The organism is Nostoc favosum CHAB5714, from assembly GCF_020829495.1.
Classification (GTDB): domain Bacteria; phylum Cyanobacteriota; class Cyanobacteriia; order Cyanobacteriales; family Nostocaceae; genus Nostoc; species Nostoc favosum.
The window spans coordinates 104,854-127,804 of the sequence record NZ_JAIVFQ010000012.1 but is presented as its reverse complement, the minus strand read 5'-3'; the positions used below and the strand labels follow the sequence as shown (position 1 = coordinate 127,804).

The window sequence follows — 22,951 nt, the reverse complement described above, 5'->3', positions numbered from 1 at the left end:
ATCTCGATTTGCTAGTTGATAACAGGGGTGATTACAAAGAAAAGATTGCCACATTCGTAATCAGAAACTTTATGTCAGCACAACCCATCAACGAACTCACCCAGGTTAGTAAAACCCCTCACTCGCCTGAAACTCCCGATTTTGCCAAAGAACTACTCGAAGATAACGTTACTTCGACAGATGAAGACCTAGATCAAGAACCTCCGTTCTAGACCCAATTAACTGAATAATGCTAGTACATACAGGCTTACTTGTTAGTACTGGCATTATTTTTTTATAGAAATCCAAAATAAAAATCTACTGTTTGGTAGGATAGCTGACATCAACTCATCTTATATAGTACATAAATACTGAAATACTTACACAAGAGCTAAATTCAAAACTTTTTTAACATAATTACCCCACGAGTTGGGAATTACCGTTGCCAACTTCATCTGACGGTTATAATTCAAAATCAAGACTGAATGTTTCGCCATCAGGATCTTCTAGTTTTTGGTCTGTAGATGGCTGGGGAATTGGCTGTTGGAGCCTGTTTTCGTTAGTAGTAAGCGGCGTGAAAGCTACTTGTTGTGTGGCTAATCCAGCCTTTATGAAAACAAAATAGCAATCAATAATAAAATAAAGCGTCTCCAGATAACTTTTACCTAGTTGTTGGGATTCTGCAAATATGCGTTCTCGGTAGTTTTCTTTGAGCCGAATTTTTACCGGAGCTAAGTCTTGTTTATCTGTCATTGTTATAACTTCACTTTCCAGATGTGTTTGGTGAATTCTTGCTCGTAATGGTTTTTGCCATTTCTAGAAGCCCAAAAACATTAGCTTCTACCGGATTATCTAGAATTTTGAAACCGTTCTTCTCTAATAGCTTCTTAAATCCTGGTAACAGGCAGCCTCCACCTATCGCCCAGATTTCATCCCCTTGGTGCTTGGCATCAAGTGTCAGATTCACCACTTTTTTTAAGTATTTTTCATACCAATCTTTCAAACAAGTGCTGTATATATCTTTGATATCGATGTCACGGCTGTACTTGGTATGTCCCATTTCCAGACAAAATCGAATCTTGGATGCATCCCCGATTTTTCCCCCATTTAGATGTTTCATTTTTTGGGAAATATCATCAATGAGAACTTCTACACCAATGGGGTAGGCGGTGTGAACTTCTCGTTTTCCCTGGTTATAACGAGAATACAGAGTCGTGCCATTGCCAAAATCTAAAATGGTTAATTTTTTGGGTAGTTGATGCCCAAATAATGCACCCATCCCCTCTAGAACGACTTTAAGCACTTCTACTTTCACCTCTGATTGTTTACCAGCAAGTATTGTCTGATATTCTCCACTGAGTACTTTTTGCAATTCGTTCGCCAGACCAACATCATGTAAGCTGACAACTAATTTTAAGTGCCAAGCCTTACGGTGTGGCAGATGTGCCAATGCACCGAATAAAGTCAACAACGCATTATTGACTTTGTTTTCATTGTTATCCGTGTTCCGGTCAAAATGATAACCTGTACGGAAAGCTGATTCCCCGACAGTGTAAGCACTACCGTTAAAAACTACTCGTCCGGGTACATCTTCCATGTCGGCATTGGTTATATAGCTGGGAACACGAACTACTTCAAAACCATCGACTAAAAGTTTTAGGCTTCCATAACCGTTATCAAAGCCAGCAGGAAAAATTTTTTGCAAGGCGTGAATATTTGACATAGGGATCAAGTCAATACGTTTTGATTTGTGAAAGTTATCTGTTCAGATTATCTAGGGGAGCAGGAAAGCAGGGGAGAGAAGAATAAGTTGCTATGAATTTTTCTCCAGAACTCTGCCCCTTCCCTCTCTAACCTCAAGAGCTTATCATACCCCTTGGGGGCTAAGTGGGGTACAAAATATCAAATAGCTAAATGTACCCTATAAAACCCCCACAAAGCCCCCATATAGGTGTCAAATTCTCATCGAAGCCCTAATCTATTTTTGGGGTACACATAGCCCCCATATAGCCCCCATCAGAATTTTTGAAATCTTTTCTATGAACGTAGTAGAAATTAACTTACAAAAAAATAGAGAAGAAGGAATAGAAAACTTTAGTTGTGGTCTAAAGCCCACTTAAAAAAATATTTATTTCGAGACGCATAGCGCGAAATACAAAGCGCAGAGGCGGAGTGTCTCCGCCTTCGCTCCTTGCTTAAATCCCACGTTTCAAAACGTGGGTTCCCTACACCCTCTGAAATAGTTGACTGTTTGATTTATACTTTACTGTCAATATCTTTGTTATTAAATTAGCTTCCCGCCACGCAAGATGTCTAGCCAAGCTTTGATACAGTTGGAATCTACCTACGAGAAATTGGTCGCTTTCTGAGGCTATTGCCAGAGTAAAAGATTATCTACACAAGACTTGTAAGGTCAATGCAAAACTTGATAAGCAAAACGATTCTCAAGTGCAACGACTAGAGCGTTCCCCAACTAGGGTGAACTAGCTACCGAGGTAAATAAAACAGAAGCACAGTTAACCCAAATCCAAAAGCTTGGTCAACTGGTCAGATTTGGAGAATTTGTCAGCTGACTTGAAGCCAAATCAACGTCCAAGTCTTAACGTTACAGTTTGGACTGGAGGGACAGGGCAAGCTAACTGTAAAACAGATTGCACAAAAATTCAATCTCAGTCATTCCAAGGTACGCTCTGCTCATGGACAAGGAATGAAAGCTTTACGACGTGAGCAAGACCAGATTAAAAATTATTTGGTTTCTTGAAAACTATTTATGTCCAAGGAGAAGGAATCACTATTGTAGAAAGCACTTCTTCCGTACTCAGTCTAATAGCAGTTTGCTCAAAGTTGGGGCATTGAACTTTACCTTGGATGATTGAAGATCGTCCATTATATTCTTCAACTACAGGCTCACCCGTAAACTCACAAAGTATCCTCTCTTAGCAGTGTTAGCATTCAAATATAATTCGGCTCACTGCTTTGTCGCAGTCTAGAAATCTCACATGCTGAAACCATTCGGCTGATAATTCTGGTTTGACTCTGCGGGATTCAGGCGAAAGCCGTTTGGGTAGTTTAGATGGGCGCTCGATAGATTTCATGGACATCTCCGGTTCAGTGAACTAAGTCGGACGAGATAGTATTAGTCCAACTTTTTCCGAATCTCTTTTACCTTAGCTTCTAATACAGCCAATAAATCTCTCAGTTGCTCTTGCTGGATATCTTCAACCTTAGTTGCTGAGACATCTCGAATTAGAGAACTGATTTGGTGATTTGGTTTAGGTTTTGTTTCAGGAGCATGTTGAGCAATAGTTTGGGCAACTAGAAAACGAGTTTGAGCGACTGTTAGCCTTTCTTGCAAAACTTGTGATGTAACATCTTGTCGGATTTTAAGAGCTTTAGTTTCTTCAACTTTTAAATTTTTGGAATTTAGTTTTTGGAGTGATCGGGCATGGTTTGCACCAAGTCCTGATTCTCTAATCGCAATTTTTAAGTCTTCTGAAAGCCGCAAGCAAGGAAAGACATTTGCATCTACTGATGCTGGATTTTGTTGAAAACGTAATAACAACAGAAGAATACTTTGTTCTATTTCATCTAAATTAAATGCTTTAATACCTTCTGACTGCTCTTTTCTAGTTAAAATAACCAATTCAGTTAATTGGGGCAAAAGTTTTTTTGCGTTTAATCTAGCTATTGCTCTCCTAAGTGCTCTAACTACTTCTTCCTGTTCAAATTCCAAAGCTAACTTAGCCTGTTGAATTAAACCTTCGGCTAAATCTAGCTCATTCAAGCTTTCTCGGTGAAGACTAGTTAATAAAGTGCGTGCATGTAATTCCTCTTCAGAAAGTTCTTTTAGAAGCATCACTGCATCAAGTGTTTCAATTTCTGGCTGTAACTCTTCTGCAACTGATCTCCATCTCCGTTCTCCATCAAAAATGAGATTTCCCGGTAGTAAAATAATCGGCTGTTGTTGCCCTTCCTCTCTAATGGAAACAGCCATACTCCGAATACTATCCGAAGTAAATGTTTGCCTTGCTTGTTTTGGATTGGGTCTTACTTCACTATAGTGAATTTTAAAAATTCCAGATGCTTTCAAATGTTCTCGTAGGTCTTCAATAGTTTGATTGAGGACTGTACGTTCTTCTTCAGCAAGCTTTCCCTGTGCTTCTTCATCTTTTAATCTTGTAATCTCTGCCTGTAAATCTTCTACTCGTTCTTCAAGCTCAAATATCTGTTGTGAATCAGCTGCAGAAGCAAACATTCCAAGTACACTCGGTTTGTTTAATTTTGTCATCGATCAACCTCTTATTAGCTTAAGTTCTTGAACTAGTGCATCAACAATTGGCATAAAATCTCCTCTTGCCTCTTTGCCGGGTCTGTAAATTCCCAGAGGTAGCCCTCTACCAGAAGCATTAAGAATATCAGCTGATTCTCGAATTGGGCTAAAATACTGAATTCCCAAATTCTTACAGACTAGGGGAAGTTCCTCAACAATACTTCTATGCGCTCCCCAATCACTTTTCCAACGAGTAGGAACTATACCTAATATTTTCGGAGTCGGTTTCAATCTCAGCCGCTTGCAGTTGAAATAGTACCACTCAATCATCGCCGCAGCACTTTGAGAAGCCTTGTATTCAGGTTGAATGGGAATTAACACGTGGCTAGAAGCTGCAAGAGCAGTCAGTGGTAAAGGCTCCAATGTTGCAGGACAATCGATAATTACAAAATCGTGAGATAAGGGGTAATCACTCAACCGATCTGCAAGAGTATAAGCTCCACGCAGATCCTTTGAAACTTCCCGAATTGTTTCGTGTAATTCTTTTCCGCCTTTACAAACTTGAATTTTGTCAATCTTACCTTCCCAAGCTGTAACTAAAGGCCAGTTCCCATTGAAGTCTGGATGGTAAACATTAGCCATTGTTCCCTGTGTTTTAAATTCTCCTAATCCGCAAAATAATGTCAATGATTCGTTAGGATCGATGTCTAATAGTGCCACTGAATAGCCACGAACACCCAATTCATACGCAAGATTGTATGAAATAGTACTTTTTGCCACTCCTCCAGCGTTTGTCTCAATCGAAAGGGTCAAATTGGCAGGCATAATTTTTTCTCTTTCTTGATTACTATATTTCCGACTCCCAGTCATGAGATAACGTTATATCAGTTTGGGCGAAGAATTTTGAGATAATGTTATATCATTTTTCTAACAAGGATTGCTATCAAAAAGATGTTTACTGCAAGTAATCATCGACCTAGTTACACAGATTGCCTAGCCTGGAATTTTACACTAAAAGAAATATACACCGTCAAAGAGATATTCACTCAGCACTTGCTCAATCAAACAGTTCCGTAGGAAAGCATTATGGCCTTTGTGCGATCTGGTTATTGAGTATAAAAATCAACGGCATAATTCTAGTGTGATTTCAACCTTTAAAGCTGTCTCAATCAGCAGCTATTAATGCGATTATTTTGAGCTTATTGAGAAGAAAAATCTTCTGTTGACAGAATATAACCACCCTGCCATGAAGATTCTACGCTGAACAACAGTCTTTGTTCACAGTGTACTCGATTGAAGCGGGATGACAATATTCTCTATCTACCTGATGTCATTAGAGAAAGGGGCGCTGCCAACAAGGAAGTATTTTCAATCCCCCTATAACTAGCTATTCTCACCTAACCACGAGTAATCGGCTCATTATTGCAGTGGTTATTGAGAAGTTACGTAAAAAGCATCCCAGAAGTGTAGTTGCAGTCCTTGTAACTACACTACTTTTTCTGAGCTAATCAAACATTCTCGTTCACAGCAATAAAGGTACTAGGTCGCTCACAAGGCGTAAAATTATACTTACGTTTAACTTCTTCATCTGGATTATCTGTACTACCTTCAGCAGATTTAGTTAGCAGTACAACTTCAGAGCGAGTATAACCAGTCAACTCATCAAACTGAATAATCATATATTGGTAGAGCGCCCAGACATCCGCCATCCGATTGCCAATACCGCAAGATATCTCATCAGGTATAAAAATATTACCGTGCCAAGATACCTTAATCCCCTCTTTCTGGAAGTAAGCGTCTATTTCTGGACGAATATAATCCGCAGTCCCTCCGCAAAACACCAGTTCTTCAATATCATCATCCATCTTCGAGCGCAACCATCTGACGATCGCACGCCAATATTCATCTCTAGCAAGCAATAAAGCCTTGGACATCGACTCGCCATCAAGTTGAATTTCATCACCTTTGCGCTTACGTGAGAGTTTCTGCATCACCTGGGAGTCACAACTAACTCCAGCTTCTACCAACACCTCAATAATATTGGGATTATCAGGGCTTAGTCCCGATGTCTTGGAAGTAAAATTATTCACCAGCCAAGACATACCAAAATTGCTGGTTATTCCCGCACCAATTGAACCACTGCGAAAGGTGAAAATACTTGCGTTGCGATAACCAAGCATCACATACATAGAAGCAGGCATATTATCGCCAAGCGTTCGCCTACGGTGAAAAAATATCCCACTACCCTCAGAAGCTGCATCATAACGAAGCATTTTTACCCGCATCTTACCTGCTGGTGTATCAAATCCTCGAAACGCATCCTTCAACCGCACTTGTAACTGTTCTTTGTCTTGCATTTCACCAGGCGGTAGCAGGATGCTCAAGTAAGCTGCAACATCATTACCCAGGTTCAACTTCTCCTTAGCCAGCCAAAATGCACCACAAATTTTAGGGACTGCTAGTTCGTACTTTAGCTCCTTCAGCTGCGATATACCCCCAAATCGACGACGGGCAAGCTCTCCCAAGGCGAAATATTCATCACCTATTCCTACCCAAGTACGAGATTCAGGATTACCTTCTTGTTGAATGCTCTCAATCGAAGCTTTAGCAATATCTGCTACTTCTGAGTCGAAAAGTAAAACAACAGGCTTTCCCTCTGGATACTCTTGAGCGATCGCCTTGGTTTTACTTGCACCCATGTCAATCGTAATTACTACCTTTTTTACGTCTGTTTTCTCCTTAGTTTTGGGCATATCTTTATCTTTTATTACCTTTTACTATCGTTCCCAATTTAACCGAAATGGGAAAAATACTGTGGTGTAAAACACTTTCTTTACAGGGTTTAACAGCTTTTTTACATACAAAGTGCGTAGAGAAAAAACTATTACGGCGATGTTCTTCGATGGCGCTACAGCATTCATACCAACTCCATTGAGTAGAGAGTGCACTGCAAACTGCCAGCAAGCAACCAAGTTCAAATTACCACGGGGCTAATTGAAGTAACTCCATAACACTAATACCAAATCCAAACCGTAGATTCTAAGTACACTAATGTACTAAAAACTGCTTTAATATTCACTGTCAAATCACCTCCTAAATCATGACTAAATTACCCCAATCACACCCAAATTCTGTATCAACTAAAAGTTGAATTATTAAACAAAATTAGCTTTTTGCCTGTAATTCAAACAATGCGATTGTCATCATTACACCCCGTATTACCTCAACCATCCCCGCAATTACCCCAGTAAAAAGTATCGTTATTGTGGAATCTTGGGCGATAACAAGGTATGTCAAATGGGGTCAATTACACATTTGCTTTGCTGTCAAATTTTTGATCGCAGCTTTTACAGATGAGATATATGAAGTGATTATTCTAGGCGATCGCACCTCTAAAACTAGAATGCGATCGCCTTTCCAGCTCGGTCAAATACTGTTGATGCCCTCGACCAAAGGCTTTGACCAAATGTATGGCTGAAATGGTTTCATAGAACCTTTGAGCAATGCAGGTGCTTGAGCGAAAACTCCTTCTAAATGCGCCCAGTGTAGTGGTGCAAAGCACTTACTGGCAACTGCGCCTGCGCGATCGCACTCCAGGAGATATTGCCCACAACGACAAACAGGACAAGGACAGGACTTACGCAAGTATCACAAGCAAAGGTAGAGAGTATGCTTTTCTCCAACACCTAACCACCGATATCCTCATAATCCCCTCACTCCAGACGAAATCCTGCATCAACTTCTATTTCTGCCTTAGCAATTAGGTCATCCTCGTCATTATTAAAGAACCCATCATCTTCGGAATCTTCTCCCAAAACATTTGATCCGACTGGTTCTGTCGCAACAGGTAACGACACATGACTTGACCCAGTGGAATCAAAAAAAGAAACGGAAGGGGGAACCGAATTAGCTGAAATAGGAGTTATTTCCACGCCATTAGTTCCAACTGTTGGTTGTAACCCGGTTGCACCTTGCGAGAAAACTCCACTATGAGCATTAACAAGAACTATCTGGGGCAACCCCTCCATCCCAAACGTCCGTTTCATTTTAATGATCTGAACTTCAAGTTGCGCGATCGCATCATGAAGGGCTGACTGCAATTCAACACCAGATACCCCCGCAGCAGATAGCGCAAATGGTAGGTAATACGCCCGCAGCGCCTCACATACTAATTCAGTTTGCCCTCGCTTCTTCGACTGGAGATAGCTAATTACTATACCGTCCTCCATATCTTTATTCCGCATGATACGCGCCAACTCAACCGAATCAGCTGGCTTACTAGCTCTTGCCATAGCTTCTCTTCTATTAACGTGCAAATCAAGCTTCTCAGTAAGTTATTTGTCAATACTCTTACTTTAACCATACGGTGGAAGAACTCACCCCCGTATTTACTCCGAACTACCCCAATTGACACACTAATTACCCCAATTAAGTGAAATTGGGTTTGATTTTTGTCAATCAAAATAAATAATTAACTGAAAAATAAACTCTAACAATCCCCATAATTGAGGTATTCTGAGGGCAAATTAACCCAATTATTTCAGCATTCGTCGAAGTTAATCAACTTAGGATAGAACCCCACGATCCGCTCTGTATCTGATTTACTACAGTTGCACTCCACAACAGACTATTGCTATCTCTGTACATTTCTGTAACTAAAACAAGGTATGTCTAATGGGGTCATTTTATCACTAGATTTTTATCAATAAACTAGATTAATTGACAGTACATTTAATACTAATCGTCCTGGTCTTGTAGCATATAATTCGACATTTACACTACATATAGTGTCTGATAAATAAACAGATTGAAAAAATAATACCTAAAAATAATTGTAATTACGTATAATTTAATCCATGCTGATGATGGATAGCACCCGCTACGCGATAGCGTTCGCGGAGCGTCTGCTCCAGAAGCGCCGACCTGTCGGTTCGCACGCTGGCGACATAGCCATATAATCCATACAATCACTACATCCCAGCAATTGCAGAATTAACAATAAGGTTTAGGGCTTCAGTGTCAGTTACAAGACGAACCATAAGATATTACTTTATATCCTTATCACAAGTTACAGTACTCTCACTGGCGGCATCTACATACGGTATAGTTTATACCAAAAATAGCAGCGATATTGTCCGCAATTGATACCGCACCTGTTGTCAGATTTCCGGTTATCCCCAAGTCCCTCAGTGCAGTCTCTAACTATGCCACTCAGTCCCGCAGTGAAACAAGGTATGGTAAGTAACTCCATAAAGCGAACCAAATCCATCAAGGTATACCTCTTTGAGCAAGAGAAAACTACCATTGAGGAAAAAGCGATCGCCACAGGGGTAACTGCATCTGAGTATTTACGTTCCTGTGGGTTAAGGCGGGTACTAACGGCAAAACCATCTGCCGACTTGATAACTATCCGCGCTACTGCTGGAAACCTCAAAAGCGAACTGATGATGTTATCTCACTTAGCGAAGGAAACAAACAACCAGCAAATTTTGGATACTGTCAATAATGCGATCCCACTCGTAGATCAGACTATCGCAGCTGCATTTAACCTAGACGTTCCAGACAAATCACCCTCAAGCCAAGATAAATAAGGCATTACAGGTTCTATATATCCACTTTAAACTCCCTCAATTTGATTCCCGTCATTTATAAAAAACCGAATTTTCTCGACACGCTCAAGTATGTCTTGGGGAAAGATGATGCTGCGATTGTCGATACTAATATGATGGGAACAAAGCCAGATGAATTTAACCAGCAGTTCCTCAGTACCAAATACACCAAAAAAGCAGTTAAACGGCAGTGTGCCCACCTCATTATCTCGATAGCACACCGCCCTAACTACCACGAGCATTTGTCGGACAGCCAGTACAGTTATGTAGCAAGGGAATATCTCAAAGATATGGGATACTTACCCAAGGAAGAATCATCAGTAGCAGCTACGAGTCAGTTCGTTGCAGTACGCCACCACGATCGCGACCACGAACACCTGCACATAATTGCCTCCCGAATTCGGTTAGATGGCAGCTTAGTTAATGATTCCTATGATTATTTCAACTCCCAAGTCTCAACTAGACGCATCGCGGCGGAACTAGGGTTAGAAGTGACACCGACAACGAATGAAGCCGTCGCCTCTAAGTTACAGCAAGAGTATGGCATAACTGCACTCACCAGCCCCAACCGCTCGAAAAGTATTAGAGCAGTCAACAGTAAGCACAAAACCCCAACAAGTAAGGAAATTATTCGCCAAGCAATAGGGGAAGCCATCAAGGATAGTCCCACTGTCTCCACGTTCATCCAACGCTTGGAGGGAAACAACATTGGGGTATTGCCTAAGATGCGGGGGGAGGAACTACTAGGTTTTACCTACATCCATAATGATGTGAAAATCGCTGGTTATCAAGTATACAAACCCTATAGTTGGAACAAACTGCTGTCTGAATACGGAATAACATACGACCAAGAGAAAGATAAGGAAGTAATTCAACAAGCTAAAGTCAGAGCAATTAACCGCATAAATACTAATGGCATAAGTAATAATGAGTCAGTTTATACTGATAAAGCTACTAGCAGCAGTACAAGTGATGGTAATGGCGATACCGATAGTAACTCCAAAATATTTACTAGCACAAAAGTACTAAATAGTAATTATCCAGATCAAATTTCGACAATACAACCAAAATTAGAAGATAAATCCACGTCGGAAGCAAATAAGGTTAAGAAAAAAGTACAGCCGCATCTGAAGGAACAGCACCCACAACAAGATATTTCAGAAGAAAACCGTCTATCCACTGCTCAACAAATCCTGCAAGAGCAATCTTCCCCTACTCCCCCTTTTCCTAACCTTCTGTCTTCTACTCTCAAACATCTGTCTTCTACAATTACTGACTATATGCTTGTCACCAATAATTCCCGTATCAAGGGACGGGAATTGAGTGCCAGTTTAGATGGCAATATTCTGACTGTTTACCGTCATGGGGATAATACTCCTGTGATGCAAACCTGCTATAGTCAGGGAAACTGGTACGAAGAGATACCAACTCGAATAACAACAAACGAAATCGAACAGATTGAAAGCTTGCGTGTCTTTACCCAACAAGCGTTAATGAATAAATCGCGATCGCAAAGAGGTATTGAGCAATAGTAAATCTGTTGGTAGAGAAAACTTAATCCACAGTGCCTCTCTGAGTGTGGGTAAAAAGCCGTTGGAAATTACTATCGTTTCTACGAAGTGTTCAAATTTGAACACTTCGTAGAAACGATGTCTTGCTCAGGTGCAAAAATCCTAATATTGTTTATCTCGCCCATAATCCCATAGGAAATAACTCTACTTTGTTCTAGCTATATTAAATTATAAAAGTAACTAGAATTAAAGGATGTAACCTATGCCCAAGAAAAAATGCGGACTTGGATTTGACTGTGCCAGTATGATGCAATACCCAAGCATAGACCCTGCCAACTGTTTGAATTACAAAACTTGTGGGAGTGCGGTTCAACTAAGCCCCGATGAAGAACTCGAACTTGTTCGTATTCGGGAAGAACAAATGCGCCAGTATCAAGAACAAATTCGCCTGACCCGTCGTTCTGCCGCTATCATGATGCTGATGAGGCGCGGTTGCCCGCAATCACCAGAATCGTTAGGTGTTATCCCCGCCATCGAGGCGATCGCCACCACATTAGATAATATTCGTACTAGATTTACCAACTTCGACGGACAGTACATCGCGCCACCTGGTTGCGAACTCCACATCTACAATGTCAAACGGCCGAGTGGTACGTACTCGTACTACAAACTAACCGCCGAAAATGCAATGTTTGCACCTTCAGAGAAAGAACAAGAAGTACGGGTAATTCATCTCAGCCATCAGCATGACGCGCGGTATATAGAAGCACAACTTGGTATCGAACGGCGGAACAAGTTAACCCAAGTGCGAACACTGCTTCACAACGCAAGTGCATTGCTTGAGGAAGCAACACGCCTACTCGAACAAACCACAGATATGAACAGTCCAAATGCTACAGTTGAAGTTTTCAACATCGATGAAATTATACCCATCGCCTAATAAAACCAGTAAAAGGGGAAAATTCACTTCATTACTACTACAAAATTACGTTATCAATACCAAACCATCGTTTTTTAATCGTAGTCTTGCATAAGCACGCAACTTCAGTTAATGAGGCAACTTTGTTCTAGTTAGTTTAAATAAAATAATAGCTAGAACAAAGGCTAGTTCCGGCGAAGACCTGTTAGCTGTCATGAAGTACAAACTAAACAGTTTAGTTCTAGACAGGGTGTAACATACATTAGATATTTTTAATTACCTCTTGAGTCAGGCTATCACTTTATTTTTAAATCTTTGGTGGTCTACCATTCGTACACCACCATAGACCGTGCTTATCAACTACGCATTTTTGAATATACTTTTTTCGACGAATATCAACTGCTATAGCGAAACCGTATTTAAACTTATTTTCAATTACTAATAGTTCATTATTAATTGTGTAGAAATCGAAATGCTCACCTCTATGCAATGGTAGTCTTTCTGCTTCTGCCCAACCATATTTTTTCATTTCCTTAGCAAATGTTATTTCATCATAATTGTGTGGTAGATATAAATTAACAACCGTTCTATCATTATAAATTTCTATTGGTATGTCCCATGCCTCACAAACACCTTTACAATAATTAGAATTTGGGCATTTTTGCCAGAGTTGTACACCATATTCATTTTGCTCATTGAAATCTGAACAACCTAATCCAAGTGGACATTCTTTATAATGATCTGGTGTTATTTCACGCATCAAACTATGGGTAAAAAACGTAAAAATACTGAGGTTGGTTGCTGGTTATTTCTAGACTGTGAAATAGTAACGGGCAAACCTCCAGAGAAGTGTCCTAATTATAAATCTTGTAAACACAATGCTTTACACAGTCAAAACAGATGGTGCTTTCTTCCTTGCCAAATGTGGCTTCCAGAGATGGATCAGTTATATAAAGTACCTACACTAGAGGTTCTTGCATGGATACCAACTGAGGCAAAAAAAGCAGGATATGGTACTGCAATTGACATTTGTTATAGTTACAAAGATTCATGTTTAACTATTGGTAAAGATGAGTATGGCTTTAGCCTTGACATCCATGAAGAAGCAAGAGCTTTCGGCTTTGCTGAAGCTGAAACAATCCCTTATAAGTATTGGCGACTTCGAGAATGTGACAAACTAGAAGTTAACTATGATTCTCGAAGACTCAGAGAATTAGGATGGTATGTACCTGTATTTTTACCTTACCGCTTTAAACATGATCTTGATACTAGTAAGGTATTTCTAGAAGTAGACTTTAATCATACTTTGTCAGAATATAAAGAGGCGATCACTTGTGGTTGGTATCCTCCATGTAGATGGTATCCGCGTAATATTAACAACAGTTGAATGAGGTAAAAACCATGTCCAAAAAACCCATTGAAAGAATCCATGAGTTTGCAGGAATAGTTCTTGACGGTTTAATAGGAAACACATTATTCTTAAAGCAAAATTTAGAGCAGAAATATAGAGGGAAATATGAAAGACGTACTAATGGAAAAACTGTTTAATCAAGCGGTTGAGCCAATCTTCCAAGCAAACAATTTAACTAAATATTCAGCACTCAAACAAAGAGAAGATGAATTTAAAACGTTGTTTAATATTGAACTAGCAGAATACGTTGACTCGAAGAGAGGATTTAACTTTTCTCTATTTATCCGCGACTTTTTAAATGAAGATAGCTTACCATATAGGGATGCTATTCAGCAAAAATATGGAGAGCGGGCAGCAGATTTGATTGAGGAATTAATTTGTATTTGAAAACTAAAAATTTTCACTTTTAATAATTAGCGGGACTTAAACAAAAATCAAGCCCAAATATAGCCCATAATAGCTAGAACAAGGGAAAGACAACTCTAAAATTTTGGCTTACCATACAAGTATTCGTTAGATGGCATTGGTTATGGTGCGATCGCCAATGCACAAAAATCTCGATCTGTCTGCACAAGACGCGCTTGAGTAAAGCCAGCAGTCGTAAGTATTTGAGTCAATCCGGTACTCGGCTGCCCTGAATAAAAAGTAAAACCAAGCGCTATTCTGCCACCAACCTTCATAACTCGCCGCACTTCCCGCAGCCCAACTACAGCATCTGGCCAAACTTGCATGGAGTTAACTGCCAGCGCTTTATTGAATGTGTTGTCTTCAAAGGGTAAACTTTCCACCGACCCTTGCCGCAAATCAACCAAACCAGCCTCAATCTCTGCTATGTTCCGAGCTGTAGCTTGCTCGACCATTTCTTGAGAGTAATCGATGCCTGCAATATATCCTGCTGATGCCAACTTGGTCAGACGCTGAATGCCCACTCCAGAGCCGAATCCAACTTCCAGCACTTTGTCGTTCGACTGAATTTCGAGCAAGTCGATGACTGAATAGGTGAACGCTTGATTCATGCGTGCCATGATGATGCCACCAAACCTGCCTAGCACATCCTTCGGGCGACCGAACATCTGCATGAATATACTGTCTACAATGCTCATCAGTTGTTTATCGCCTCCCTACTGTGATGCCTCTATGCTATCTGGTATTGAGTTTTTAACACATTGTCATTCTGGCTAAAACTACAAACACAACATAATCGCAAACATCACAAAAGTTACTACTGATTTAGCACTAAGCAACAAATAATCGAAAACTTGGTATATTTTTTTCAGACTTAACTTATGACATTACGCAGAATAACCCTTTATTAGCAGTAAATTAAGTAAAAACTCTATACTAGAGTATTTTAAATTACGTCTAAATTACCAGCAGAAATTAGAAATTTGTTGAATAGATTACCGATATAGAGAAAGTAAAATCAAACTCTAAGGGTATTTTAGTGCCAAAAAGTAAAAATTTATATCTAATTTTATAAGTTTAATTGTTAATATATGACAATTCAAGCTAAACATTTTGACACTAGATTAAATCAGTGGATTCATACAGATGGTAATACAAATAATCCAGATTCGCTGTTAAAGGAAGAACTTAATAATACCCTAGTAGAACATTTCTTTCCTAGTGTAAACTTTTCGTTCGGGCATATGGACGAAAAGTCTACTGCGGAACAATTGATTAATCATCCTGAAAGTTATAAATTATTATTATCATCAAAAACTCGGTTATTATATGGGCCGGAAGAATATCTACATACAATTAGACAATTATGTCCAGATAACAAAGATAGAGGTGCTTACGGGTCTATTTTTCTTGGTTCGTGTAAAAATAGCGTTAATAAAGAGTTAAATATTCTAATTGTTGATGACAGTAATAGTGAAAATGGTGGCGTTATTAGTAACGACCAGGCGTATCGGCTAACAGGAGACTGTTACGGGCAAATATCCACAGACTTATATCACGAATTAACCAAGCATCAAAAAGGTGATAAATATCGAGTAATTCAACACCGCTTCGGCTGGACTGACCAAGACGGAGACGATAACAAATACCGCTTTGGCAAAGGTACTTTACGACCTGCAAACCTTGACCAAATCCTCAATTATTCAGATCCCAATAACTCAACTAAAATTGATTTAATTCTTCCCTTATCCGCGTTTAAGGGAACTGATAAAGACAACCCTAATGGGCCAACTAAGCCCCAAATTCAACCTGGATTGTACAAGCAAAATATCTGGCTAGGTGAAAAATCACAGTCTGAACTTGGTAAAACGGCAATATCTCAGTTACTCGCTTCATTCCCTAACGGACTGAAAGACTTTACCGAACAATTAGAACTTGAAGCCAAAAAGCTTAAGGAAGCACAGGATGACCCTCGGCAACTTGCACAACTTTACTGCGAAAAGTACGAGAAGCGGAAAGCCTTTCTTGAAGAACAAGCAACCACACTAGAAGAACAAGCAGCAGAAGATCCAACAGTAGTAGAAGAATTAGAAACTTTGCGTGATCGCATAGTTACTGACTCGTTTATCTATAAACTCATCAAAGCTGACCTGCAAGGAGAGAATCAACTTCTCGAAACTGAGAAAGTACAGCGCGAATTCGCCCGGTTCGTTCAAAACGAGTGGAAAGAAATCGCCATCGGCAAGACACTCACCTTTGAGCGAGCAATGGTCATTCCCTGCAAAGACCTGCAAAATGAGGAAATCTGCATTCCACACTATCAAGATGGGGAAGAAGTTCTCAACTTCCGCTCCCCTTTCCTCAACTCAAATGGTCTGTGCGTCTCAATTAACAAAATTGTAGAAGATATCCTTGGGCCTGATGGTCAACCTCTAGCAGGTGCGATCGCTGTCTCGGACGAAACAAGCGATCGCATTTACAACCGCCTCAATAAGCAAATTAAATCTATCCTGCCAGAAGCTCAAGGAAAAAATCTTCAATTAAAAGGTATTGAAAATTACTTAGAGCGAAATATCAGTAAGCTCGAAACTAAAGATAAAATCGAGTTTACTAACAAATTTAATGAGTATATTTTAGAACTAAAATCAGCTGGTTATGAATTAGAAATTTTTCCTCAAGAGTCCGAACAAGAGCGTCAGGCACGCGATTACGATGGTGATTGTATTGGCTTTGAGCGGGCAACCAAGTATCCCAACCTCACTGCCGAGGCGAGGGAGCGCAACCTGCCTGAAAACGCTTACGATCCAACTGTTAAACTCAAAAAACAATCTTTTTACCAGGAAGATGGCAGTCAGCCGGAATTTGAAGAAATCGCCATCCACATGAGCGATGGCATCAGTGTCGGTGTTATCAACAATCACCTGACCTCAATCGAGGCGTTAGAGTCAGAAATTACTATCCTGAAAAACTTTGGTAGTGAAAAAGACCAAATTGAGTACGTACAGCAGGTAGCCAAACACTACGAAGATTTATTTAAAACAGAAGCCTGGGCAAAATCCAAGGGTATTGAAGGGAAGGAGGTTCCGACCAAGTATCGCGGTTACATGGAAGAGTTTATCAAAACTGTTCGGCAAGAACCCCTAAACCAGGTCAATACACTGGTGGCAATGAATACTAACATCAAGATATACCGCGAAATGATTGCCGAGGCAGCATTTCAAAACCAAATTGCAGTTGACCTCTTCAAAAGTGCCAAAAAACCCGAAATGGAAATTATCCGCAACAACAGTCGGATTCTCCACCGGGAAGTTAACTATATTAAGGATAAGAAAAAAGATGTTTATATTGACAATACAATTCAACCCACGGGATACTCTCCAGTTGAATTACTAATTGCTCAAAACAACCAGTATTTTGAAAAAGCTCGTCTCGAATCGCGTGAAATCGCCCAATTTCAAGCTTTATTTAAAGGTGTCGAGTTTTCTAACGAACAGCGATTAAGAACTACTCTTGTCAAAAAAGAATTCGACAAATCCTTTAATCGAGCGAGTCAGCTATCTAGACAAAAAGAAACTGAAAAAGGGCCGTCTGCAAATATTACCCTTGCTAACGGCAATCAAGTAAGTGTAACTAACCTTTTACAGTATGATAATGAACTTATCTGGAAAGCTAATAAAATTACAATCAAGCTATCAGAAATATCTGGAGACAAGCGCAACAATAACCGTCCGCATAAATATTTAGTTTCTGCCCAAATTAATGATGAGACTGAGAACGGTAAACCCAAGTTTCGGGCATTAGGAACACTTGCTAAGGAGCAAGAAAACAAATCCGAAGAGATAGGAATTAGACTTGGACAGGAAGTAAAGTCTAACAAAATAGCCTTTCAAGCTGAACTAAGCGAAGGTCAAATTAAGCTTCTTTACCAAAAAGCCTACCAGATAGCAGAAGAATTTTACAATTCAATTCCAGAAGGACAAAAGCTAGCAATGGCGGCTGCTACTTGGGCAGTATCAACTACTCGTGAAAGCACTAATGATAAAGGTAGCGATTACCAAAAGAAAGTTTCTAATTTCGCCTTTGCTGCCTTTCCTGAAGAGATTATCAGTCAGTTAGACATACTCAAATTTAACGATTTTAGTATCACTGGCTTCGACAGGAGTAGTGAATTATTTCATGAAAACCAACCTCAAAATATTCGATTTAATCTAGCTGAAGATGGAAAAAGTATCATTGAACTCCAGAACCAGGAAGGTAATTACGAAACATTTGGAAATATAGAACAAAGTAACGCCCGACTACCAATTGGTAGTGTTGCTATTGCTAGCGTTGAAAAAGGTGAAGTATATACCACCTCTATTACAACCAAAGTACCCGGACTTCCAGAACTTACCTTTAAAGTAGGTGAAGTTAATAAGTTTGGAAATTCCCAAAGGTTCAATAATGAACCTGTAATGTTAACAATCGAAAAAGTTGATCTTATTCGTGAAGACTATAGTATTTATCTTCAAAATGGTAATAAACCTGAGAAACTAGGCAACATTGATAAGGAATCAATCAAAGAGGGTATTGCTCAAGGTTGGCTAGCAGAAAAACCCGGTAATGGGCAACAGTTACAGCTTAAAATTCAAACCATCATCACCGGACAAAATGCCTATGCAATAGCAGAGACATCTAAGGGAAATTTTTTACGAATCAATATTACTAATCCAAAGTACAAAAAACAGGAGATTAGCAACCAAGCATTTAAAGAAACTTTAGTTAGAGCATTTGATAAAAAGCACATATATATTGCTAAAATTGGTGATCAATCACTCGGCATTATTGGTCAGCATACTGAACGCCTCGAAGCCGAGTTAAATAGAGAGAATGTACAAAGACAGTGGCAAAGGAAAGAAAGTAGCACTGTACAAAAACTAATTGATACAGGTATTATTCGCTTAAACCAACAACGAACTAGTATCCCTGTACAGATTATCAGTAATGAAAGTACCTGTAAAATAACTATTAATCCAGAAACAGTACAGTATCCCGACAAATGGGTTAAGCGCAGTCAGCTTATCAGTAATGAGAAACCTGTCAGAAACGAACAGCAAGAAAAACGCAACCAAATAGTCGGTAAAATTAATGAACGTCCTACAATTATATTCCAAGATAAAGAACAAAAATTAGTAGGGATTTTAGGATTAACAGTTGACGAAAATATAGCGGACAAAACCAAAAAGTATCTAGAAAAAGTAGGAGTATCATACGAACAGCTTCCCGGATCACAAGCTAGGTTAGAAGCCAAAAAAGGTATGAGTGTATTCATACTCGATGAAAGTACCATGAGTGGCGAATTAAAACAAACATTTATTGGCCGTGCTGGTGGTAATATCAAGAATGCAAATACATCATCACAACCCACTCCATTCGTTCCAGAACAAACTGTATATTTTTATAACCCAAACCAACAATATAGTTCTCCAGATGGATCGCAGGTAGAAGCTAAAGAAGCTCTCGGATTAGTTGTTCCCGCACAAGATGCGATCGCTGTAGCCACTTGGCTAGAATCAAAATCTACTGAAAAACATTATTTTATTGAGAGTCACATAGCTACATTTATTTTTAATAAAAATGAAATTCTCGAAGAAATAAACAAAGAATTAAATAGTTTACTTGGAGAACCGATTAATATCGGTGAAGTTGAGGGATTTGACCGTTACGAACAACTTAGTGCAGAGTTAAATCAAAAAGTTGCAACTGAAGGTAGTCGTTTAGAATTAAACCAAATTCCAGAAAATAGTGAGTACAAAAAAGCTCTACAAGCACTACCTAACCGTCCCAGAGAGCTTAATCAAGAAGATTCTCCAGTACCAATTATTCCTGCAAAAGCTGTACCAGAAAATAATATAACTAACATTCAATCAAATACTAACGCTACAGTTGCAGGTATTTCACAAGTTTACAAAAACGCAGTTGATATACAAGTATCAACAAACACAAAATTAGAAGCTGATAACCAAGCAATATTACTACCAAACTCGCGCCAAGCTGATCAAACCAAAGCTATCGAAATATTGGGTAAGGTAAGCGAGGAAAAAGTAGAACAATTGCGATCGCACCTTGAAACCCACCTCAAACCTATACTTCAAAACGATAAATCCAACTACGCACTGCTAAGACAAGTCGCATGGGTCGGTGCAAAATGGGATTTGAAGGATAAAGACTTCAAGCCAGGGGTACAGGACAACAAGTTAATGGAACTTGTCAAACAAGTATATCCTGACGCTGATATTGTGCTGGTCACTTACTCCGAGAACCCCGGCGCTGGCATCAACTACCACCGCGATGACTCCTATGCCGCAACGGAAGCCCGCAGCATTAATATCGGAAATTCTGATTGGGGATATCGCGCTGCTAAGGAACGAATGGCATGGACTAGGGAAGAGAATCAGGACGCACCATACCAAGAGTTTAAACTTGAGTCGGGTACTGTAACCCGCTTTAACTGCAAGAATGAACACGCTGCCCTCAATACTGAAGCAGGCAGATGGTCTATCAACATCTGGTCAATTAAAAATGACTGGGGCAGAGAAAACAGCGTTCGCCAAAAATTTGAAAACTTCCTCGCCTCAAACCAACCTCCTCGTGCGATAGTCCAAAGCAACAGCGACCTTACCATCAAAACTAACGAGTGGACACCTGGGGGAGAAATTAAAGTAGAACGTAGCTATACAAGCCTCAGAGAAGTCACTCAAAATACTCCCTCACACTCTTCAAACCAACCAACTGTAGAAGAAATTATCGCCATTGGGAATTCCACTGCGGCACGCGCTGCTAACCCTCAGATTCCAGACAACCCGACTATATCTGGAAAACCAGTACCAATGGTTTATTCGCTGCATCTGCACGGCGAACCTTCCAAAGTACCAGTCAATACAACCATCGATGCCATGCGCGGACACGGTAGGATACACACTACCAGAGGTGTAGACTACCAAAAAACTTATGGTGTCAAAGAGGGAGATATTGCGATCGCCCAAGGTAAAAACGGCGAGCAAGTTGCTTTCCGGGTGGGTAAGCAGTACAAAATTACTCCCGAAATGATTCGAGATCCAAGTTACCAGCAAGCCTGGGCGAAATGGGAAAAGCATTCACCGAAAGAACTTACCCAAACCCAGGCAAGTAAGAGTCACGTATATGGCTTATTCATGGAGCCGCTAGGGGATTATGTCAATGGCAAAATTGTTCCGTTCCCAACCATTCAAAAACAACCTGCAACTCCAGTAAATATTAGCCCCGAATCCAAAGATGGGCTTGGAGTAGCACTCAGTCTTGCCACTGCACTCGCAAAAGAAAAAGGCAAGCTACAAAACGATTACCAAGTTTCAGTCAATAATAATCCAGAAGCCCCCGCCGGACGATATGGTGTAGAAACCCATGTCCGAAAACCTGAAGGGGTGGCATACGCATCCGCCGAACAAGCATTTAACCATCAAAAGCAGTTGTATCCATCAGCTGATGAATACAAGTTAATGGTAGAAGTGCTTCAGGCTAAACTCGAACAACACCCCCGGCTAAGTGAGGCGATCGCCAAACGCGGGGGAATCAATTGGTTAGAGAACTGTAAAAGCATTACTAATGCCCAGGATCAACAGTGGGAGGGTAAGGGTAAAGAATCGGCATTTATTCAAGCCCTTAGCGAAGCGTATATATATGTAGTTACAAAATCACAACAAACTACAGTACAAACCCAGCAGGACAAGTCCCAACAAACTGCTGTGCGGCCCACAAATCCACTCTCGCAACTCGAACCCATAAACGCCGCCGTCGCTGAACACATGAAAAAAGATATTGCGATGGCACAAATAGCTACCCAGTTTATCGGTAAACCAGCTGCACCCCCCAATACACCTTCAAGCACTCGGAATTACGAGCAAGCATGGGGAGAACGCGCCAACACAGGAAATTACTCGAAAGACGACATCATTATGGTATCCGGGTCTGGCCCGTGGCGCAGAGTGACAAACGAGCAAATTGCTCAAACATTTGAAAATCACTACAAACCGTTACTTAATAAGGCAATAGAAGCGAAAAGCTCTTTCATAGTCGGAAATGCACAAGGAAGTGACCAATTAGTTCAACATTATCTTCAAGAAAAAGGGTACAAGGTAGAACAAACTTCCCAAGGATACGCTGTATTTAATTATGTAGAAAATACCAAAATTATTACCAACACTATTTCTTCCAATACACAAGTATCACATAACTCGTTTATTGCTAATGACAAGAGCATTTTCTCTCCACAACAAAGTCAACAACCAAATATTGACCAAGCACTTGCATCACCTTCTCAACCCAGAATACAGCAGGTTGGAGCAATGGATAACATTATCGAGCGGATGAAAGCTAATACAGTGCAAAATCTTCAAGACTGGTATGTAGCATCTGAAAAACTCGGTAAATCAGAAACATATCTCAATAGAATTCATGAAGTAACTGATTTATATATCAAAGAAAATATCAGTCTTGAGAACGCTTTTAAGGCAATGGAGCGAGATATTAAGGAGCTAGAAAAAATTAATGAAATGACCAGTCTTGCCCAAAGTTTAGTTAAAATAATTGGACAGGAAGATATCAATGGCATTATGTCAGTACAAACAGAAAAATACCAAATTGCTACAAAAGCCCAAGACAAAATTTACTTAGTTAAAGATAAAAATGACAACATCTTATTATATATCAAAGAAGGAAAAACCCAAGTAAGTAACATCAGTGATGAAACATTACAGGATTTTCAACTCATGAATTTACGCATTAATAATGCGCTCAAAGATGTCAAAGAAGATTTAGTTGAGAGGTAAT

At 39.9% G+C, this 22,951-nt stretch carries 18 protein-coding genes and 1 pseudogene; 10 read left to right on the top strand and 9 right to left on the bottom strand.

The genetic code is table 11. From position 1 onward, the window contains the following. Positions 1-212 (top strand): annotated as a pseudogene (locus LC586_RS11490) (hypothetical protein); the annotation flags it as partial. A gap of 229 nt (positions 213-441) precedes the next feature. Here the strand turns inward: LC586_RS11490 and LC586_RS11485 are convergent. Together LC586_RS11485 and LC586_RS11480 are read right to left on the bottom strand one after the other, a co-directional pair. Further along, the gene (locus tag LC586_RS11485; protein ID WP_029631541.1) at positions 442-732 is read right to left on the bottom strand and encodes a hypothetical protein; all 291 of its coding nucleotides are present in this window, start codon (positions 730-732) and stop codon (positions 442-444) included. Positions 733-742: 10 nt separating this feature from the next. Next, on the bottom strand, positions 743-1,702 hold the full coding sequence (locus LC586_RS11480; protein ID WP_229484665.1) for a ParM/StbA family protein: 960 nt from the start codon (positions 1,700-1,702) through the stop codon (positions 743-745). Positions 1,703-2,563: 861 nt separating this feature from the next. Between LC586_RS11480 and LC586_RS41860 the strand changes: the two genes are divergently transcribed. Beyond that, the gene (locus tag LC586_RS41860) at positions 2,564-2,740 is read left to right on the top strand and encodes a sigma factor-like helix-turn-helix DNA-binding protein (protein ID WP_369010520.1); all 177 of its coding nucleotides are present in this window, start codon (positions 2,564-2,566) and stop codon (positions 2,738-2,740) included. A 375-nt stretch (positions 2,741-3,115) separates the two neighbouring features. Here the strand turns inward: LC586_RS41860 and LC586_RS11475 are convergent, their stop codons facing one another. The 3 genes from LC586_RS11475 to LC586_RS11465 form a co-directional block, all read right to left on the bottom strand. Beyond that, positions 3,116-4,234: a ParB/RepB/Spo0J family partition protein gene (locus tag LC586_RS11475; RefSeq protein WP_229484664.1), complete on the bottom strand. Its 1,119-nt coding sequence runs from the start codon at positions 4,232-4,234 to the stop codon at positions 3,116-3,118. A 36-nt stretch (positions 4,235-4,270) separates the two neighbouring features. After that, a complete protein-coding gene (locus tag LC586_RS11470; RefSeq protein WP_229484663.1) occupies positions 4,271-5,074 on the bottom strand; it encodes a ParA family protein in 804 nt (267 codons plus the stop codon). 683 nt (positions 5,075-5,757) lie between these two features. Continuing rightward, entirely contained in the window at positions 5,758-7,002 is a 1,245-nt protein-coding gene (locus tag LC586_RS11465) for a ParM/StbA family protein (RefSeq protein WP_229484662.1), read from the bottom strand. 512 nt (positions 7,003-7,514) lie between these two features. On the opposite strand from LC586_RS11465, the gene LC586_RS11460 reads away from it, so the two are divergent. Continuing rightward, positions 7,515-7,727 (top strand): hypothetical protein, encoded by a 213-nt coding sequence (locus LC586_RS11460; protein WP_229484661.1) that lies wholly within the window; start codon positions 7,515-7,517, stop codon positions 7,725-7,727. A gap of 52 nt (positions 7,728-7,779) precedes the next feature. On the opposite strand, the gene LC586_RS11455 is transcribed toward LC586_RS11460, so the two are convergent. Both LC586_RS11455 and LC586_RS11450 read right to left on the bottom strand, forming a co-directional pair. Further along, entirely contained in the window at positions 7,780-7,932 is a 153-nt protein-coding gene (locus LC586_RS11455) for a hypothetical protein (RefSeq protein ID WP_229484660.1), read from the bottom strand. A 30-nt stretch (positions 7,933-7,962) separates the two neighbouring features. Next, positions 7,963-8,541: a hypothetical protein gene (locus tag LC586_RS11450; protein ID WP_229484659.1), complete on the bottom strand. Its 579-nt coding sequence runs from the start codon at positions 8,539-8,541 to the stop codon at positions 7,963-7,965. A gap of 912 nt (positions 8,542-9,453) precedes the next feature. Here LC586_RS11450 and LC586_RS11445 point away from each other — a divergent pair. The 3 genes from LC586_RS11445 to LC586_RS11435 all read left to right on the top strand — a co-directional run bounded on the left by LC586_RS11445 (position 9,454) and on the right by LC586_RS11435 (position 12,309). Then, positions 9,454-9,840: a plasmid mobilization protein gene (locus LC586_RS11445; RefSeq protein ID WP_229484658.1), complete on the top strand. Its 387-nt coding sequence runs from the start codon at positions 9,454-9,456 to the stop codon at positions 9,838-9,840. A gap of 41 nt (positions 9,841-9,881) precedes the next feature. Then, complete coding sequence (locus tag LC586_RS11440; protein ID WP_229484657.1) at positions 9,882-11,390, top strand: relaxase/mobilization nuclease domain-containing protein; 1,509 nt, start codon at positions 9,882-9,884, stop codon at positions 11,388-11,390. Positions 11,391-11,631: 241 nt separating this feature from the next. Further along, entirely contained in the window at positions 11,632-12,309 is a 678-nt protein-coding gene (locus LC586_RS11435; RefSeq protein ID WP_229484656.1) for a hypothetical protein, read from the top strand. A 286-nt stretch (positions 12,310-12,595) separates the two neighbouring features. On the opposite strand, the gene LC586_RS11430 is transcribed toward LC586_RS11435, so the two are convergent. Continuing rightward, complete coding sequence (locus LC586_RS11430) at positions 12,596-13,048, bottom strand: hypothetical protein (RefSeq protein WP_229484655.1); 453 nt, start codon at positions 13,046-13,048, stop codon at positions 12,596-12,598. 6 nt (positions 13,049-13,054) lie between these two features. Here LC586_RS11430 and LC586_RS11425 point away from each other — a divergent pair, with 6 nt between their 5' ends. Genes LC586_RS11425 through LC586_RS11415 form a run of 3 tightly spaced genes read left to right on the top strand, consistent with a single transcriptional unit; the run spans position 13,055 to position 14,086 of the window. Next, a complete protein-coding gene (locus tag LC586_RS11425) occupies positions 13,055-13,675 on the top strand; it encodes a hypothetical protein (protein ID WP_229484654.1) in 621 nt (206 codons plus the stop codon). A gap of 14 nt (positions 13,676-13,689) precedes the next feature. Beyond that, positions 13,690-13,836 carry a hypothetical protein gene (locus LC586_RS11420; RefSeq protein WP_229484653.1) on the top strand — a complete coding sequence of 49 codons (147 nt, stop codon included), beginning with the start codon at positions 13,690-13,692 and terminating at the stop codon, positions 13,834-13,836. Next, positions 13,805-14,086: a hypothetical protein gene (locus LC586_RS11415; protein ID WP_229484652.1), complete on the top strand. Its 282-nt coding sequence runs from the start codon at positions 13,805-13,807 to the stop codon at positions 14,084-14,086. The genes LC586_RS11420 and LC586_RS11415 overlap by 32 nt, the downstream gene beginning before the upstream one ends. A gap of 140 nt (positions 14,087-14,226) precedes the next feature. Here the strand turns inward: LC586_RS11415 and LC586_RS11410 are convergent, their stop codons facing one another. Further along, positions 14,227-14,802 (bottom strand): class I SAM-dependent methyltransferase, encoded by a 576-nt coding sequence (locus tag LC586_RS11410; RefSeq protein ID WP_229484651.1) that lies wholly within the window; start codon positions 14,800-14,802, stop codon positions 14,227-14,229. Between the two features lie 393 nt (positions 14,803-15,195). Here LC586_RS11410 and LC586_RS11405 point away from each other — a divergent pair, with 393 nt between their 5' ends. Further along, positions 15,196-22,950: a hypothetical protein gene (locus LC586_RS11405; RefSeq protein ID WP_229484650.1), complete on the top strand. Its 7,755-nt coding sequence runs from the start codon at positions 15,196-15,198 to the stop codon at positions 22,948-22,950. The last annotated feature ends 1 nt before the right edge of the window (position 22,951 follow it).